Origin of the sequence: Affinundibacterium seohonense (assembly GCF_014284305.1) — a bacterium.
Classification (GTDB): Bacteria; Pseudomonadota; Gammaproteobacteria; order Burkholderiales; family Burkholderiaceae_D; genus Undibacterium; species Undibacterium seohonense.
On record NZ_JACOFW010000006.1, the window covers coordinates 213,328 to 229,491 of the forward strand.

Annotated in this window: 17 protein-coding genes; 4 read left to right on the top strand and 13 right to left on the bottom strand. The window is 46.6% G+C overall.

The window, feature by feature from the left end:
- Positions 1 to 71: 71 nt before the first annotated feature.
- Positions 72 to 821, bottom strand: a complete 750-nt coding sequence (locus H8K52_RS07915; RefSeq protein WP_186922355.1) for a hypothetical protein — start codon at positions 819 to 821, stop codon at positions 72 to 74.
- 142 nt (positions 822 to 963) lie between these two features.
- On the bottom strand, positions 964 to 1,377 hold the full coding sequence (locus H8K52_RS07920; RefSeq protein WP_186922356.1) for a GtrA family protein: 414 nt from the start codon (positions 1,375 to 1,377) through the stop codon (positions 964 to 966).
- A gap of 126 nt (positions 1,378 to 1,503) precedes the next feature.
- Between H8K52_RS07920 and H8K52_RS07925 the strand changes: the two genes are divergently transcribed.
- On the top strand, positions 1,504 to 1,716 hold the full coding sequence (locus tag H8K52_RS07925) for a SlyX family protein (protein WP_186922357.1): 213 nt from the start codon (positions 1,504 to 1,506) through the stop codon (positions 1,714 to 1,716).
- Positions 1,717 to 1,741: 25 nt separating this feature from the next.
- Here H8K52_RS07925 and H8K52_RS07930 read toward each other — a convergent pair whose 3' ends face one another.
- Together H8K52_RS07930 and H8K52_RS07935 are read right to left on the bottom strand one after the other, a co-directional pair.
- Positions 1,742 to 2,812: a M29 family metallopeptidase gene (locus H8K52_RS07930; RefSeq protein ID WP_186922358.1), complete on the bottom strand. Its 1,071-nt coding sequence runs from the start codon at positions 2,810 to 2,812 to the stop codon at positions 1,742 to 1,744.
- A gap of 139 nt (positions 2,813 to 2,951) precedes the next feature.
- Positions 2,952 to 3,509 (bottom strand): Spy/CpxP family protein refolding chaperone, encoded by a 558-nt coding sequence (locus tag H8K52_RS07935; RefSeq protein ID WP_186922359.1) that lies wholly within the window; start codon positions 3,507 to 3,509, stop codon positions 2,952 to 2,954.
- A 294-nt stretch (positions 3,510 to 3,803) separates the two neighbouring features.
- Between H8K52_RS07935 and H8K52_RS07940 the strand changes: the two genes are divergently transcribed.
- Positions 3,804 to 4,526: a response regulator gene (locus H8K52_RS07940; RefSeq protein ID WP_186922360.1), complete on the top strand. Its 723-nt coding sequence runs from the start codon at positions 3,804 to 3,806 to the stop codon at positions 4,524 to 4,526.
- A gap of 9 nt (positions 4,527 to 4,535) precedes the next feature.
- A complete protein-coding gene (locus H8K52_RS07945) occupies positions 4,536 to 5,885 on the top strand; it encodes an ATP-binding protein (RefSeq protein WP_186922361.1) in 1,350 nt (449 codons plus the stop codon).
- A gap of 15 nt (positions 5,886 to 5,900) precedes the next feature.
- Here the strand turns inward: H8K52_RS07945 and H8K52_RS07950 are convergent, their stop codons facing one another.
- The 8 genes from H8K52_RS07950 to H8K52_RS07985 all read right to left on the bottom strand — a co-directional run bounded on the left by H8K52_RS07950 (position 5,901) and on the right by H8K52_RS07985 (position 14,687).
- The gene (locus tag H8K52_RS07950) at positions 5,901 to 6,494 is read right to left on the bottom strand and encodes a chromate transporter (protein ID WP_186922362.1); all 594 of its coding nucleotides are present in this window, start codon (positions 6,492 to 6,494) and stop codon (positions 5,901 to 5,903) included.
- Positions 6,491 to 7,087, bottom strand: coding sequence for a chromate transporter (locus H8K52_RS07955; protein WP_186922363.1), 597 nt, complete (start codon positions 7,085 to 7,087; stop codon positions 6,491 to 6,493). The genes H8K52_RS07950 and H8K52_RS07955 overlap by 4 nt, the downstream gene beginning before the upstream one ends.
- Before the next feature lie 132 nt (positions 7,088 to 7,219).
- On the bottom strand, positions 7,220 to 7,705 hold the full coding sequence (locus H8K52_RS07960) for a phage regulatory CII family protein (RefSeq protein ID WP_186922364.1): 486 nt from the start codon (positions 7,703 to 7,705) through the stop codon (positions 7,220 to 7,222).
- A gap of 124 nt (positions 7,706 to 7,829) precedes the next feature.
- Complete coding sequence (locus H8K52_RS07965; protein ID WP_186922394.1) at positions 7,830 to 8,738, bottom strand: methylglyoxal synthase; 909 nt, start codon at positions 8,736 to 8,738, stop codon at positions 7,830 to 7,832.
- A 38-nt stretch (positions 8,739 to 8,776) separates the two neighbouring features.
- Positions 8,777 to 10,072: a bifunctional diguanylate cyclase/phosphodiesterase gene (locus tag H8K52_RS07970; RefSeq protein WP_186922365.1), complete on the bottom strand. Its 1,296-nt coding sequence runs from the start codon at positions 10,070 to 10,072 to the stop codon at positions 8,777 to 8,779.
- A 16-nt stretch (positions 10,073 to 10,088) separates the two neighbouring features.
- Positions 10,089 to 11,786 (bottom strand): HD domain-containing phosphohydrolase, encoded by a 1,698-nt coding sequence (locus tag H8K52_RS21805; RefSeq protein WP_186922366.1) that lies wholly within the window; start codon positions 11,784 to 11,786, stop codon positions 10,089 to 10,091.
- A 163-nt stretch (positions 11,787 to 11,949) separates the two neighbouring features.
- Positions 11,950 to 13,914 (bottom strand): CocE/NonD family hydrolase, encoded by a 1,965-nt coding sequence (locus H8K52_RS07980; protein ID WP_186922367.1) that lies wholly within the window; start codon positions 13,912 to 13,914, stop codon positions 11,950 to 11,952.
- A 128-nt stretch (positions 13,915 to 14,042) separates the two neighbouring features.
- Positions 14,043 to 14,687, bottom strand: a complete 645-nt coding sequence (locus H8K52_RS07985) for a GGDEF domain-containing protein (protein ID WP_186922368.1) — start codon at positions 14,685 to 14,687, stop codon at positions 14,043 to 14,045.
- A gap of 105 nt (positions 14,688 to 14,792) precedes the next feature.
- On the opposite strand from H8K52_RS07985, the gene H8K52_RS07990 reads away from it, so the two are divergent.
- Positions 14,793 to 15,707, top strand: a complete 915-nt coding sequence (locus tag H8K52_RS07990; RefSeq protein WP_186922369.1) for a 1-aminocyclopropane-1-carboxylate deaminase/D-cysteine desulfhydrase — start codon at positions 14,793 to 14,795, stop codon at positions 15,705 to 15,707.
- 44 nt (positions 15,708 to 15,751) lie between these two features.
- Here H8K52_RS07990 and H8K52_RS07995 read toward each other — a convergent pair whose 3' ends face one another.
- The gene (locus tag H8K52_RS07995; protein ID WP_186922370.1) at positions 15,752 to 16,117 is read right to left on the bottom strand and encodes a hypothetical protein; all 366 of its coding nucleotides are present in this window, start codon (positions 16,115 to 16,117) and stop codon (positions 15,752 to 15,754) included.
- Positions 16,118 to 16,164: the final 47 nt, after the last annotated feature.

Below are 16,164 nucleotides of genomic sequence, written 5' to 3' on the forward strand. Positions count from 1 at the left end.
AAAACTTACTTTATCTTAACATTGTTTAACGGCAAGTAAAGAACAAAAACACAGGAGTATCATTGCTTTTTTTATCGATCTGCCAGATATATTTTTGACATAGGGACCGCACTTTCCATAACGATAGTCAGTGCTAATTTTGGCGCTATCAGATCTTTACTGGCAAACAATATTTCTTGTATCGCGACACCGAAAATAATAGGCCAATCTGTTGGATTTGGACAAAAACTTTGTGCAAGCGGAAAGAGCTGTGGCCATAAGAAACTGACATAATTCAAAGGTATTTCTTTCGCCTTATGCTCATCCGCGACACGAGGAACGCCAAAATCGACTGTCCCTAGGGTGGCCGTGACATGTTTAAAAATATCATGCAGATCGATCAATTCTTGCAAGCCTAATTTTTGCGTCGCGCCGGATGATAGGGACCATACCGAATAACGACTTTCAGCCAATGGTCGATTAAGCAAATCTCCAAAATAGTAGGTATCAGAATTTTGCTTGCTATGTACGAGAATAAAAACATCGTTTTCAGCTCGCCCCTGACGCACCACAAAATCTTCACGTACGCTAACCTGGCAAGCATATCCCGCTAATGCACCTAATGCACTTAGTAAAGACTCTAAGTGTATGCCCTTCTCGGTAGACATTGCCATAAACAACTTTGATGCGATTTCTTTACCCGCTTTTTTGACGGCAAACAAGGGATCGGCTTGATCTGTTGCAGTTTGTTGACTTAAGGATGAACCCGCTATAGGCGGTGGTGCGACAGCTGCAGTCGGCGTAATAGAGGTAAACAGTTTACTCAGTATTTTTGTTAACACCAGCACTCCCAGTGATCTCGATTCGTGCGACCAATCAAACACATCTTAACTTGCCAAGGATTTTACCTGATAGTTGAAATACTGCGCATTTCCCATCCGAGAAACCTCGTGACGATAAGGCTCTCAATCAACTACAGCAGAATTACTTGTCTTTGAATGCCCACAATTTACTGCCAGCAAAATTCCAGCACAGAACCAGCCCAGTGGTAAAAACTTGCGCATACCAGTGCCAAACTCCCCATTGCTCAACTAGTAGCGTCATTAAGCCAAGATTGATACACCAACCGACTGCCAACACACTAAAATATTTGCTAGCCGCCTCAACATGTGATTTGCCACTACCAAAAGTCAAAAAATAATTCAGTATGTAATTCACTATGGAACCGAGCAGATAGCCGAGGGCTGAGCCGATCACTGCAGGAGACTTTCCGAACGCCGTAAAATGCAGCATCACTGCCAATTGTATCGTCACATACTGGACCGCAGTACCCGACAAGCCGACGGCTGCAAATCGTAAAAACTGTTGGATTGCCGGCGATTCTAAAAATGTAAACATTGAAGCAGTTCAAATAAGGAGGTGGCGGGAATTATACCTTTCAACATCTTCACCCGAAGTTATTCAGATGAATACGCTAAAATACGGACTCACGCCAGATCTGGCGTCATCCACACAAGGTATAGCATGAGCGTAGAAGAACGATTAGTAGATTTGGAGATTCGTCTAAGCCGACAAGATGACCTCGTCGACACCTTGAACATGCAAGTGTATCAACAACAAAAAAAGATCGATGAATTAGAAAAACTTTGTCTCGCGCTGGCTGGTCGATTACGGGAAGTCGCTGTAGCTGCCAATCAACGCCAGATACCTGTGGATGAACGGCCGCCGCATTACTAGTTCGAAAACATCAAGCGCCGCCATCTCAAACAATCCAAGCGCCATCTTTGTAGACCACCTGCTCACCCAAGCGCACAGATTCCGTCACGGCAAAGACATCAACATGGTATTTACCGTCGCCACGCTTGAAATTAGGTTTGCCATAAATGCCATGTTTAGCGCCCAAAGATAAATGTATGCCGCACATGCGTTCATAAGTACCGATATCGCTAACGGTGCGCTCTCGGTTAAAACTGCGATTTAATCCAAAACCAAGCTCACGAACCCAAACCACCTGCTCGTCTTCTTTAATTTTAGCGATGACCTCATCGAATTCTGGGGTGGAATCAAGCACACTCACCACTTGTCCGCGCTCTATGACCAAAGTGATTGGACTGGCTGGTTGATTGACAGAAAACGAGGTGTCGCCAAATACAAAAATACGCACTTTACCGTTCACGGCTTCCAAATCTTTGGCCTCAGTAAACACTTCCCCAATCGGAAATTGCCCGCCCCAGTTTTTCATACCGCTGTAGTCGCCGATATTCAATTTGGCGTCCTCAAATGGGCAGGCATAGACTAATTCTGCGCCTTCGCCACTGTCCAAAACGCCAAACGGTGCCTGATCAATCAACTGCTTGAGCCCACGTCCTACACCGCGATAATACTGTTCGTCATAGGCCAGCGAATCAATATAAATCAAAGCCTGTTCTGCTGGCATACGTCCCAAATGCGGATGCTCTATGACCTTTAACTCACGCTTAAATAACTCTACCCTGACCCGATACGCATCCATACGAAAATTCGTCGTCTGCACCAGCACGACCAAATCTCCAGCCTGCAAAGCATTCAGGCTCGTCATCACGTGCTCTGGACTATGCTGATCAAAGTCAATAAACATAGCGTCTGGCAAACATTGACGATAGGCGCTAGTCAACGCCATTGCCAAATCGCTGCGAAGGTCAAACACAACGATGGCGCGATGTTCTACCGTATGGGAAAAACAAATTTTCACCACTTGGTTTAAATGATGTGCAGCGGTCAAAACCGCGCTGTCTGGCAAAGCGGGGATTAGCCCCCCGGTAGCATCGGTGATTGTAGCGTTGGCAATTGTCATGTGATTACATCGAGATCCGCGTCTTAACTACGTAAAACAGCGGAAAAAAAGAAAATGGAGGCTGATTAACTAAGCCTCCATTTTATCGGATAGTCTCACTATGGCTGTGAAATCAGTCATCAATTTCACATAAGTTTGATTATTTCGTAGTGGGTGCCGCCATTTGTCCTTCGTGCATATTGTGCTGCATGCGTTTTTGCATACGATTTTGCATACCTTCATGCATACGCATTTTCATACCATGATGCATACGACGATGGTTGTCATCGAGAATTTTTTGCTGCTCTGGTGTCAACGCCGCATAAAACGTTTTTAACGCATCCAGATGTTGCTGCTGACGTGCCATGCGCTCCTTAGAACGCTCCAGCATTTTCTCCATCATCGCCGGTGCGGATAGATTCGCCATGGCTTGATGATCTCCTTTAGGTTCATGCATGCCTGCGTGTTGCGGAGACGTCGCTTCGGTAAATGCCTTCCAAGCTGGTTCTTGCTGCGCGGTCAACTTCAATTTGTCATGCAATTGCATGCGGTGTTTTTCCATTCCAGCTTGCATTCGTTGCTGCATTTGTTCCATCTTTTTTGCACGCTCTGGAGAAGGGGATGAGCCAGAATTTGCTTGTTGCGCAAAAGCTCCAGCACTCGTTGCAAGGCTAAGTGCTGTCAAGCCAACAAAAAAAGTGTTCTTTAAGAATTTCATAATCATGTTTCCTTCGTTAAGGTAAATGCGTTGGAATGAAATCCATAGAGGAATTTATCGTCCATGAAGCTCATCGAAACTTGCTATGTGCACTGCACATGTGAGACATATTGCGCGCTTTTTGCAATCAGCAAGTGTCAAACTGTACAAAATGTGTTTCGCGTTGTAACCGTGGCAGTTCAATACCGCTGGCGTGTTTCGATTTGTTTCAATCTTGTTGGGCAGTAACAAGTCGATACAAAACTCATCAAGCAAAATCGTGCAGAGTCACAAGCCTTGATCAATAATACGGACATGGAAACGCAAAATACTCTCTTAATCGTCGACGATGATCGTGAAATCCGCAGCTTGCTGGCGGACTACCTCGAAACGCATGGCTATATCACCTTGATGGCTGGAGATGGTCAGGGCATGTGGGCTTGTCTGGAAAAGCACGCGGTTGATCTGATCGTACTTGATCTCAATTTACCTGGTGAAGATGGCCTGACCTTATGCCGTAATTTGCGTGCCAAATCAGACTTACCCGTCATTATGCTGACCGCCCGCAGCGAGCCTTTGGACCGTATCTTGGGTTTAGAAATGGGAGCGGATGACTATTTACCCAAACCTTTTGAACCGAGAGAATTATTAGCGCGTATTCGAAGCGTATTGCGTCGCTCCCAAACCAATGGCGACAGCGGTGAGATTAATAAACCACAAAAACTCAAATTTGGTGAATGGATGTTAGATCTGGTCGCCCGTCACTTGATCAGCCCAGACAACCGCGTAATTGCCCTGTCAGGATCAGAATATCGATTACTAAATATCTTTTTAGATCAGCCCAACACCGTGCTCAACCGCGATCAATTGTTAAATATGACCCAAGGTCGTGATGCGGATCCCTTTGATCGCTCTATCGATATTCAAATTAGCCGCCTACGTCAAAAACTCGGGGAAGATGCGCGTTCGCCGCAAATCATTAAGACTGTTCGCAATGGTGGCTATGTGCTGACCGTCAACGTCCACGCCGAAGTTTGAGCCCCGCACATGAAACGTTTTGACACCATTTCTGTCCGTATCTTTTCTGTTCTTCTGTTTGGCATCTTGTGCTCAGCGGCGCTGACTTGGTGGTTAGCCTTTGGTGAACGGCAGCACAGCATCAGCAATGAACGTAACTCCTATCGCGCTGATCGTGCCAAGCATGCAGAACAACTGATTCATGCAATTAATAATCTGCCAGCGGCTAATCGCGAAGGACTACTCAAAGCAATTCATCGATTTGGTCTCAAAGTGGTTCCCGTTCCCACACAAATCCCCAACTATCAAGCCAGCACGCCCTATGGAATTGCCCTCAGTGAACGACTGAGCAAATCGTTCACCATCATTCCTCTGCCACCAGCCCCTGAAAACTGCCTGATGCGACAGGATGATCGCGGCCCGGTTGATGCATGTGAAGCCTTGATTTTCGTTTTGAGCGATGGCTCGGGCTTACGTCAAACCATTTTTCCTGCAAAGCCGCCACCTAATCCGATTCAAGCAGAAACTTACTACTATCTTGGTCTGTTCCTCGCCTGTATCGCTGGACTCGCGCTATTCGTTTCCCGTATGACGATACGCCCCTTACAACAATTGGCTCAAGCGGCAACCGATTTGGGGCAGGACATTAATCGACCTGCGCTCATAGAAAGTGGTGCGAAAGAAATTCAACAGGCAATCAAGGCATTCAACTTCATGCAATTGCGCATTCGCGATCACATCCAACAGCGGACACAAATGCTGGCGGCGATCACGCACGATCTACAAACACCCTTGACTCGCCTGCGTTTACGCTTAGAAAAAGTCGCCGACAATGAACTACATGACAAGCTGGTCGGTGATCTGTCAAATATGCAAATGATGGTAAAAGAAGGTCTCGATTTAGCCCGTAGTATGGACAGTAACGAAAGCTTACAAGCTTTGGATATCGACTCCTTACTCGATAGTATATGTACCGATGCCAGCGATGCTGGACATGATGTCAGCTTAATCGACAAATCCAAAGTCACGGTGATGGCACGTCCACAGGCGTTACGTCGTTGTCTGAATAATTTACTCGACAATGCCATCAAATATGGCCATGGTGCGCAGATACACTTACTTCAATCCACCGAAGCCAAACAAAAATGGCTGCACATCTGCGTAAGAGATCGTGGCAATGGGATTCCACCCGATCAGCAAAATCGCGTCTTCGAACCTTTTTACCGCATCGAGACGTCACGCTCACGAGAGACTGGTGGTACAGGTTTGGGACTCACTATCGCGATGAACATCGCGAGGCAGCATAATGGCAAAATCAGTCTGTCGAATTTGCCAGAGGCGGGCTTGGAAGTTCGTTTGAGCCTGCCAGTAAAAACCTAATGTAAAACAGCTGGCTCAAATGAATCCAAACCATCCGCATAGCGCACCCGCGCCCAACAACCATAACAAATGAATTTGCGTACGCCAAACAAGTAGCGCCGAGATGGCGGTCAATAAAGCGACCGCCCATAGTCTCGCGTTGTCGTGCGGCGCGCTTGCCATAATCCATCCGGTTGCCAGCAACAAGCCAATCACGATCGGTGCCATCCCTAATTTAAAACTGCGCACCACAATCAATTCCCGATTGTGATGACTCCAGTTTGCGAAACTAAAAGTCAGCGTTGCGCTGGGCAAGATGATCCCCACCATGGCGATCAACACGCCCAGTAAAGCCATCCATAAACTACCGGTATTCGCGCCAACATGCCAGCCCATTAAGGCAACAAATAAAACATTCGGTCCTGGCGCCGCCTGCGCCAACGCGACCGATGCATTAAATTGTGCATCACTCATCCAATGTTGTTGGTTCACCAGATAACGATGCATATCCGGCAATGTCGATACTGCACCGCCCACTGACAACAATGACAGCAACATAAAGTGCAAAAAAAAGCCCAGCCAATCAAGCCAAGTCAAATCAAGTAAAGTGATCGCCGGCGCCCCACTCATGCTTGCGCTCCAGCGATACGTTTCAACTGACGGTACACCAGAAACATCGACAGACTTCCCAGTGGTAGTAAAACGAAAGCCAAAGGCACTCGAAAGATCGCTATCGCAAAAAAACTAGTGCCAGCAATCGATGTGGAAACTAATGTGCCAAGAGGATGTGTCTTTAACACTGGCAGTAATCGTAATCCGCTAGCGATAATCATGCCGGCCGCGACCGCACTCATACCACGCAAGGCACCAGCAACGCCGGGATGTTGCGCGATTTGTCCATACAAAAGAACAACCAGCAATAACAGCAGCAAAGGGAAACACAACATGCCGGCCAAGGCACTCAACGCGCCCGCTAAACCGAAAAAACGATTGCCAATAATCATCGCCAGATTCACCACATTGGGACCTGGCATGACTTGCGCCACCGCCCACTCTTCGACAAATTCTTCGCGCGTCATCCAGCGTTTTTTATCGACCAATTCGCGTTGAACGATGGCCACCACACCGCCAAATCCTTGTATGGCTAAAATCGTAAACGACCAAAACAAATCGGCAAGCGAGCGTGGTTGTGCGGGGATAGGAGTCAATTGAGGGTCTGGCATTTTTTAAAAAAATGACATGAAAATCATCGAAGTGATGGCCACGATAAGACAGCAAACAAGACGCGATCTACAATTTGCCGCGCCCAACAAACATCAGACTCTATCGGATGGTTAGTAGAAATCAAGCGGCCATTAAGTCGCTTTATGATGCTGGCGAATCCGCGCCCGCCATTCACCTATGGCAGCCAACGCGGCTTGAAATTCACGCTCAATCAGATCCGCTTCCATCGTCGTAATGACTCTGTCCATCATCGCTTCGGATACCGCTTCAGCGGCATTACCAACCTGACTCATGACACGACAAACCGTTTGCGATAAATCATCGTTAGTAAATTCCTGCGTTTCTGGAACAATAAAACCCGCCATGCCATGTCGTGCCAACATCGCATGCAGTGGTAACAAAGCGTCTTTCACGCCAGCATCATGACATAAACTGATAATTTCCGAGGTTTCTTCAAAGGAAGGATAATGCGTTTCTATCCCTGGAGCTAACTTATTGCGCAACACATTCACCGACATTTGCATGCGTGCCGCCAACGCATCTAAACCGCCGGGATAAGCGCGGGCAACTTTGTACAGGGCATCATGTTGGTTCATATCGGAATAGCGACGTGTCATGGTTTCTTTTCTTTCGAGATACATTAAAGCAATACGTTTTTACAAATAACTCATGGCATAGCGCTGAGTTCTAATTGACAGGCATTGTACCGAATCAATATTGAAATAACCATGTCCCATTTGCTTAGGACAAGCGCTCATGCAACAGACGCAACCATCGGTCGCTCCCCTCACCATCACTCACTACCAAGGCGAAATCTGTCACCGTTCTGGCAGCGCGTTCCAATAATTGTATGTCCGCCTCATGTTGACGAGCCACGTGTGGATCTTCCAAAAACACGATGCGCCGTATCTTTTTTTCCAAGACCAACTCAGCGATCTGCGCATCTCCGCCCATCGGCCCAGACAAAAAAGGCTGCACCCAGTGTCGTCCCAGTTCTTCACCTTTCATCCTGCACGCCAATTGATTCAGCAATGATCCGGTGGTACCAGTCGCATAACGATGGGCAAATCGATCGAGTAAGGAAAAATGCTTTTCCGCGATCTGCAACATGCTCTGTTTCAAAGCATCGTGCGCGATTAAGGCAATGCTCTCATGTTGTAAATCCAGCCCTAAACCATCGCTAAAATGGTCACGGCCGCCAGCGGCAAGTGCTTCTAATTCCAACCATTCGCAAGCAGCAGCCAAGGTCGATAAAAAAGGTTTGCGGTGTATCACACACTGACGCTTGAGCGCCAAAGCTTCGGGGAAAATCGACGAGTGGTCAACTGGGTCGATCAAATAAATCACCGCATCAATTGAGTTATGCGGATCGCTATTGACTACGTGGGCGGCCAGCTTCATCAGACCACCATCGCGTCCGTAAGGAAAGCGCACATGCGGACTGCATAGTTCCAGTAAGCCATGCGTCTGGATCGCATCCAAGGTACGCCCAACGACGACCCATTCAATATCCAGTGCCTGAATGGATTTTGCCGCCCGTTGAAATAGTTGAACCAGCGCCGAGTCTGGCGCATCTTGATGAGCACGATTGGCGATCAGTCCTATACGTAAAGTAGGCGAATGTGTCTTAAGGTCTGAGGCGTCATTCATCATAATCGGGACAATCTAAAATCGGTAAAAAGGGACAACTACAAACGTTCCATGCTGTGGCGATTAAATTCCTCGCACCAGTCAATTAACTCGCTTCCTAGCATCGGCTGTGCAAAATAAAAACCTTGAATTTCGTCGCAGCCCATTAATCGCAGTGCATTTAATCCAGATTCTTGCTCCACACCTTCCGCCACGACTGAGAGACCAAAGTTGTGCGCTAAGCCAATAATGCTTTGCACAATTTGTTTATCTTGCTTAGAGCTGATCATCCCTTGCACAAAAACCCGGTCAATTTTGAGTTCATCAATCGGAAAACGACGCAAATAGGCAAGTGAAGAATAACCTGTACCAAAATCATCAATCGATAAGCGAAAGCCTAAATCCTTCAATTCAAATAACAAGGCCGTCGTATGTTCAATATCATGAATAAAGGCACTTTCCGTGACCTCTAAGCCTATCGATGATGCTGGCATATTCCAGACTTTGAGCATACGCTCCAACACTTTTGGTAGCTGCTCAAGTGCCAATAAACGTGCAGACAAATTGACCCAGACCACGACATGCAAACCCTGACGTTCCCAGTTTGCAGCCTCTTGTAAAACCTTATTAAACACCTGCATGGTTAGCTGTTCAATCAAACCATATTGTTCTGCGGTATCGATCAAAATATTAGTGGCCACACTTTGTGCATGCTCTGCAGGCCAGCGTACCAAAGCTTCTACCGATTTGATGCTCTTGGATCGCAAATCCACCTTAGGCTGATAATGCATTTCCAAAGCATTGTCATCAAGTACCTGCTTGACCGCGCGCGGCAAATCATCTGGGCGATTACGCTGATCGCGTTTCACCATGGCGAATTCAAATCGCAAATTATTTGACTGCGCATTCTTCATCGCTTGATCTGCGATACGCAAGACTTCGGTTGCACTAAGTGCATGTAAAGGCGCACAGGCGATACCTATACTGGGATGAAAAAAAATCGTATGGGATTCAATTTTTAAGGGCACGCTCAAGACATTCAATAAACGATGCCCGGCCAAGACCGCCAATGCTTCGGAAGAAAGATTGGGCAAAATAAACCAGCACTCATCCTCTGTCGCAAACACAAAGCGATCCTTGGCCCGCAAGCTGGGATACAAAGCTTCACAAATATGTTGCTGTACGATGTTCGCGTATTGTGAATTTAAGAGCGCCTGCAAGCGATCACTACGTTGCAAGGATACGACCAACACGGCAACTAAATTCTGTTCGGCGACATACTGAATCTCATTTTCCAACATGGACATAAATCCATCCAAATTGTCGATCAAAGCGTATTTTTGTGGTGTTGTCATATGTGCTTTACTCTCTTTAGGCTTTGTAGAAATCATGACAAACTAAACCAAAAGCACCATCCGCCAAACCACGCAGGATGCTGATACGCTCTGTGTCACCCACCAAATCCTGGCGCATCAGGTCAAACATCATGGGTTTCTCCAATAGACTTTTATCTGCACGGGTCAGAATCAAGACTTTCGGATCGAGCCGACGCACCTTGTTATGCTCCAAGACGATGGCAACTTCGCCGGTTGTCAATTGAATCAGACTGCCAACTGGAAAGATTCCAATCGCTTGCACAAATTCTTCCACTAAAGGCGCGTGCAATTGTCCCTCCGCCATGTAGAACAATTCTTTCATGGCCTCAAATGAGGAACGAGTATCTCCATAAGGTCGAGCGGACGTCATGGCGGCAAAGCTATCGGCAATGGCCGCCATGCGTCCAAAAATACTGATCTCAGCACCAGCCAAGCCACGCGGATATCCGCTGCCATCCATTCTTTCGTGATGCTCGTTAATTCCCAATTTAATATTGGGACTAAGTGGTTCTTGTGCCTCGAGCAGATTAATACCAGCATTCACATGCGTTTGAATAAGACTCGCTTCCGCCGCTGATAACTTAGTAGGTTTTTTCAGCAAGGATTCCGGCATTTCGAGTTTGCCAATATCGAGCAAGAGGCCGATAAAACCCAACTCAATCAGCTGCTGCTTAGAAAACCCTATGTGTCGTCCTAGCGTTAGCATATACACAGAAACCTTGAGTGCATGCGATACGACGCTCATATTTTCTGAACGCATTCTCAATAGCCACATCATCGCCGAAGGATTAGCAATCACGCTGTCAGTTAAAATCTGCACCGTGGGTAACACTTCTTTCAGTTCTAGGGACTGCATATTGCGCAAGTCTTGGTGCAATTTGCTAATTAAGCCTTCCGCTTTTTCCACCACATCGCGCGCGCGCGTCAGTTCATCGACCATACTTAGCTGATCTCGGTATTGCACCAGGTGGATATCTTCAGGAATATATTCTGGCCGATGCGAACGCTTCTTGATTGACTTAGGGCGGTTCCATAAGGATCGATGCAAGTGTCGACCTTGTTCGCTCCAACGTAACCAACGCTCCCACCAATTCAGATTTGCCTGGCTCGCATCTCGCGGCTCCATCCCCTGCATCATGGCGGCAAATCGCTTATTGCTACCGATATGGGTTTTATCTAAGGCGTGTACGATGCTTTCGTGCTCAGTCAGTGGCGCGTGCTCGAATTGAGCCAATTCGGGCGATACTTGCTTAGCTAATTTGTGATGATGTAAGGCTTTTTTGTGATGGTGATGACGCAATCGATGCGCGGTCGCGTAATCCGACTTTGTAAATTTGCTATGCAACCAACCGACGACTTTGTCCAAATGACTTTGCCGTATATCGATCTCGCCCCGCCGCCCCCTTGTATTGCGTGAATTTGCCAAGCCTGGCACGACTTGGATCATTTCATACAAACTATCAAAAGGAAGATGAACCAAAGCATGTTCATTGCTACGACGAGGATCAATCACGACTTCTTTGACTAAGCCTTGCAGGGTCTTCAAGTCTAACGCGTCGCTGAGCAAAAAACCTTGCAGCATAAACGGCGTTTGGGCCCAAGGTCGATCTAATTCGGTAACGAACATCCCCAGACGTAAATCATCAATTCGGATGCGTAGAGCTTCACATAATTGATGCGTCTTATTGGCCACGGGTTAATCACTCTTAAAAAAATAAAACTGACGCAAGCACCTATGCGCTTATTTTGCGTATAGCCGTAATCATAACGACTTTATCGATGCCGACGAGCAATCGACGAAAAAAAACCCGTCTACTGAGATGCAAGGCGGGTTTTTCTCGACACAAATTCATAAACTATTTGGAATGTTGACTGTCATCCAAAGCTGGTAACACTTGCACTTGCAAATGACTTAATTTGCCGGCACCACGATAGAGCCGATGATTAGCCTTCACAAAATCGCTATCGTTGGCCTGATAAATATTCTCCACATACTTTTGCGGATTACGATCAATAAATGGGAACCAGGAAGATTGCACCTGGATCATGATGCGATGACCACGTTTAAACGTATGCATCACGTCATTAATGCCAAACTTCACCTGATGGACTTCGTTCGCTTGCATCGCTTTAGGATGTTCAAAACCATCACGGAAGCGGGCACGGAATGGTTCGCCACGAACCAAAGTCTGCTGTGCGCCACGATTGACTTCGCCAGCAACGGTGTCCATTTTATTCGGATTCACATCGATCAATTTCACCACAAAATCGGCATCACTACCGGTCGTACTAACAAACAAGGCAGCTTCCAAAGGCCCTGCAAAAGTGACGTCACGTTCCAACACGTCGGTCTGATAGGTCAACACATCTGGACGACTGCTCGCGAAACGCTGATCCATCGCAACGTATTGATTGCTCCAACGATTACCAATCTCGGTGGTGTAAGGAACAGGTTTTGCGGGATCACTCACATACTCATCAAAACTCAAAGAACTGTCTTGCGGCATACTAAAACTTAACTTGCCATCAGCTTGAAAATACAAGGACTTCGATTGGGTATTGGCTGGAGGCCAACTATCAAAACCGCGCCAACGATTGGCACCTGTTTCAAATATCCAGGCTTCTGGCAATGCAGGTTTTTCGCCGCCCTTTAAATGATGTTTAAAAAAAGCAAACTCAATTGGTTGATAACTATACGAGGTCTTAAAACCAAAATTGGCATCACCAATTTTTTCTCCGGTTGTACTTGTCCAACCGCCGTGTACCCAAGGACCGATCACCAGCGTATTATTAATTCCCGGATTATTTTTTTCTATGGCTTTATAGGTTTGCAATGGGCCATAGAGGTCTTCCGTGTCATACCAGCCCCCAACCGTCATCACGGCAGCTTTAATATTTTTCAAATGCGGCAACAAATTTTTGGCTTGCCAATAACTATCGTAATTAGGATGCGCCATTAATTCATTCCAAAATGGAATTTCGTTCTTAAAATACTTGGTATTGGCATTCGCCAACGAGCCCAACTCCAAGAAAAATTGGTAGGCATCGGGAACACCCCAGTCAAAACCGCGATCATTATTGACATCGGTAGGCAGAGGACGAGGTTTTCCAAAGCCGCTAAAAAAACTGAATGCCAACTGCACATTGAACGCGCCATTTCTATGCATATCATCACCACGGAACCAATCTGCAATTGGTGCTTGTGGCGATGCGGCCTTCAGTGCAGGATGCGAATCAATCGCACCAGCGGAAGTATAGAAACCAGGGTAAGAGATGCCCCATTGTCCGACTTTGCCATTATTGGCAGGTAAATTTTTGATCATCCAGTCGATACTGTCATAGGTATCGCTGCTTTCATCAACGTCATTTTTACCCATTTTTTTACTGATGTGAGGACGCATATTGACGAACTCGCCCTCAGACATATTCTTACCGCGCACATCTTGAAAAGCAAAGATAAATCCTTCTTTCTCATAGTCAAATGTCGGCCCCAAACGGCTCTTGTATTTGTCAGTACCATAAGGTGCAACAGTATAAGGGGTGCGCACCAACAAGATAGGATAGCGCTTACTCGCACTGGCATCATTCGGCACATACACCGACGTAAACAATAATTTGCCGTCACGGGCGGGAATACGATACTCGTACTTCGTGTAATGTTTGCGTATGTATTCAGCACGCTGTGCGGCCGTTTCTTTTTCATCCTGCACCGCTAGGCTTGTCGTATTTACTACGACCGAAGCAGAGGATGCCAGTACCGGCAACGAGAACGCAGACCAGCACAGAGCAGCCAACGCATGATGGGAAAATCGGAGTTTCATATCAAAGTCTTTCAATTTGAGGTGCGCAACTTAGCAACGATAAGGTGAAGAACAACTGTGCTTTGACCATACAGCATCGCCTAAGTTCATAGTTACTTCAGCATTGAAGTGCGTCGGCTCAATAAGTCCTAGAACCCGGGCAATTCAGGTTCAATTTGCACGACTGAATTATGGCCTTGCAATCGTGCTTGCTGTAAGGCTTGCTGCGCCCTCGCTAACAATTGGTCCGCACTATCACCTGCCGCATTAGTCGTTAATCCTGTGCAGAAACTCACTTGCAGATTATCGGCCAATTCGCCCCAATTGAATTCTTGCAAGCGCACCTTCAGGCGATTAATTGCTGTCAGACTTTGGTCTAACCACGTGGTTGGCATAATAATGGCAAATTCGGTGGCTTCAATCCGTCCGAAAGTATCCAGACTACGCAATACCAATAACGCCTCCGCCGTCAAGACTTGCAAAATACGCTTGGCAACATCTTGTCCATGTTGTTCCATCACTTCTGGGAGCGCGTCGACACCAATCATCGCCACTGTGAAAGTGTGCCCAGTTCGTTGAGATCGTTGCAATTCACTTTCTAAACGTTCAATCAAGGTCTTGCGGTTAAATGCGCCAGTCAAATGGTCATGCGTTACCAAAGTTTGGAGCTGCGCCATCACTGCCTCTAACTTTGGCAAAACGTCCTCACGCCCACTCCCCTCTTTAATTTGTGCGATCGCTTCCAACAACTGTTGTTGAGCGAATGGTATGGTGGTTTGAGTATGTTTTGGCATACAGTGAGCACTCAATAAAAGGTTATTCAAACATCCTTTTTTTCACGAAAATGCGGATGTGATTGGGCTTACAATAGCCACTTTGAAGCTGTTGAGCAAGCATGTATGAACTTTCTGTCGCATTCTTCCCCCTTGCAATACGTACACAGCGCACTTTTTCCCGGAATTAAACTGTGGGTCAAACGCGATGATTTACTTCATCCACAAGTCTCTGGAAATAAATTTCGAAAGTTAAAATATCCCCTGCTATCCCTGAAGGATGACCTCCATCGCCACACCATTGTCTCAATGGGGGGCTTTTGGTCAAACCATTTACATGCTTTAGCGCATGCAGGACGCCTGTCGGCAATACAAACCATAGGTTTAGTGCGAGGCTTGCGTGATCACAGTAGTCCACTATCCGCCTGCTTGCGAGACTGCATGGAAGCAGGCATGCAATTACACTTTTTATCGCGCCTGGAGTATCGACAACTGCGTGATAACCCAAGTGCCTGGCAGCGCTGGGTTGACCGTAGTCCGTCCGAGTATTTGTGGCTACCGGAAGGAGGCAGCAGCAGTGCCGCTGTTCGTGGCGTATCCGAATTGGTCGCAGAAATACTGGAAGAATTGGAAGAGCCGCCCGAGCAAATCATTCTCGCTTGTGGTACAGGTGCGACTTTGGCAGGTGTGGCCGCTGGAGTGGAAAGCCGGAGCAAAGTCATCGGCATTGCCGCGGTACAAAATACCCACTATTTGCCAAATGACGTTGATAATCTTTTGTCTCTTGCGGGTTTTCCACCTGCTGAAAACTTTAGAATTCTGCACAATTTCACCCACGGCGGCTTCGCCAAAACCTCACCAGACTTACTCAAATTTTGCGATGAATTCAGCTCTGAAACTCTGATTCCCATTGAACCAGTTTACACAGGAAAAATGTTTTACGCGTTGCACCAACTGTGTCTAATGGGTGAATTCAAACCAGGTGAAAAAATTGTCGCCATTCATACCGGGGGCTTACAGGGTAAGCGAGGCTTTATCTAATTCAAGTAAGTATTTATACGCGAAGCCTTGCTTTCCAAGTGCCCTCAAAACCGATGTTCGTCTACCAGATGTTTATTGAAACTATACTTGCTTCCCCCTTCCAAAACATCGACTAACTTGCGTGAATTAGCAGCAGAAATGAACACATCAGCAACGCCATCCTTAACCCGAAATTTAGTGGCAGGGCTGAGAATGCAATTTGGCTTTAGCATAATGTGCCGGATGACTTTTGCTTTTTCACTGCAAAGCAAAAAATGATTTTCTCTCCGAAAATTGGCTAAGGGAATATTCAACCACCACCCCTCATCACTTACATAGCGTACCAATTGTGAAAACTGCGTATTGCCCTCGTGAAGTGCATTGACACGTAAGGACTCATTGGCGATTTGTATTGCTTCTGCTTTATTCATAATTCAGTTCTCAGAATAAAAAAGGGCGAAAAATTCGCCCTTTTCTC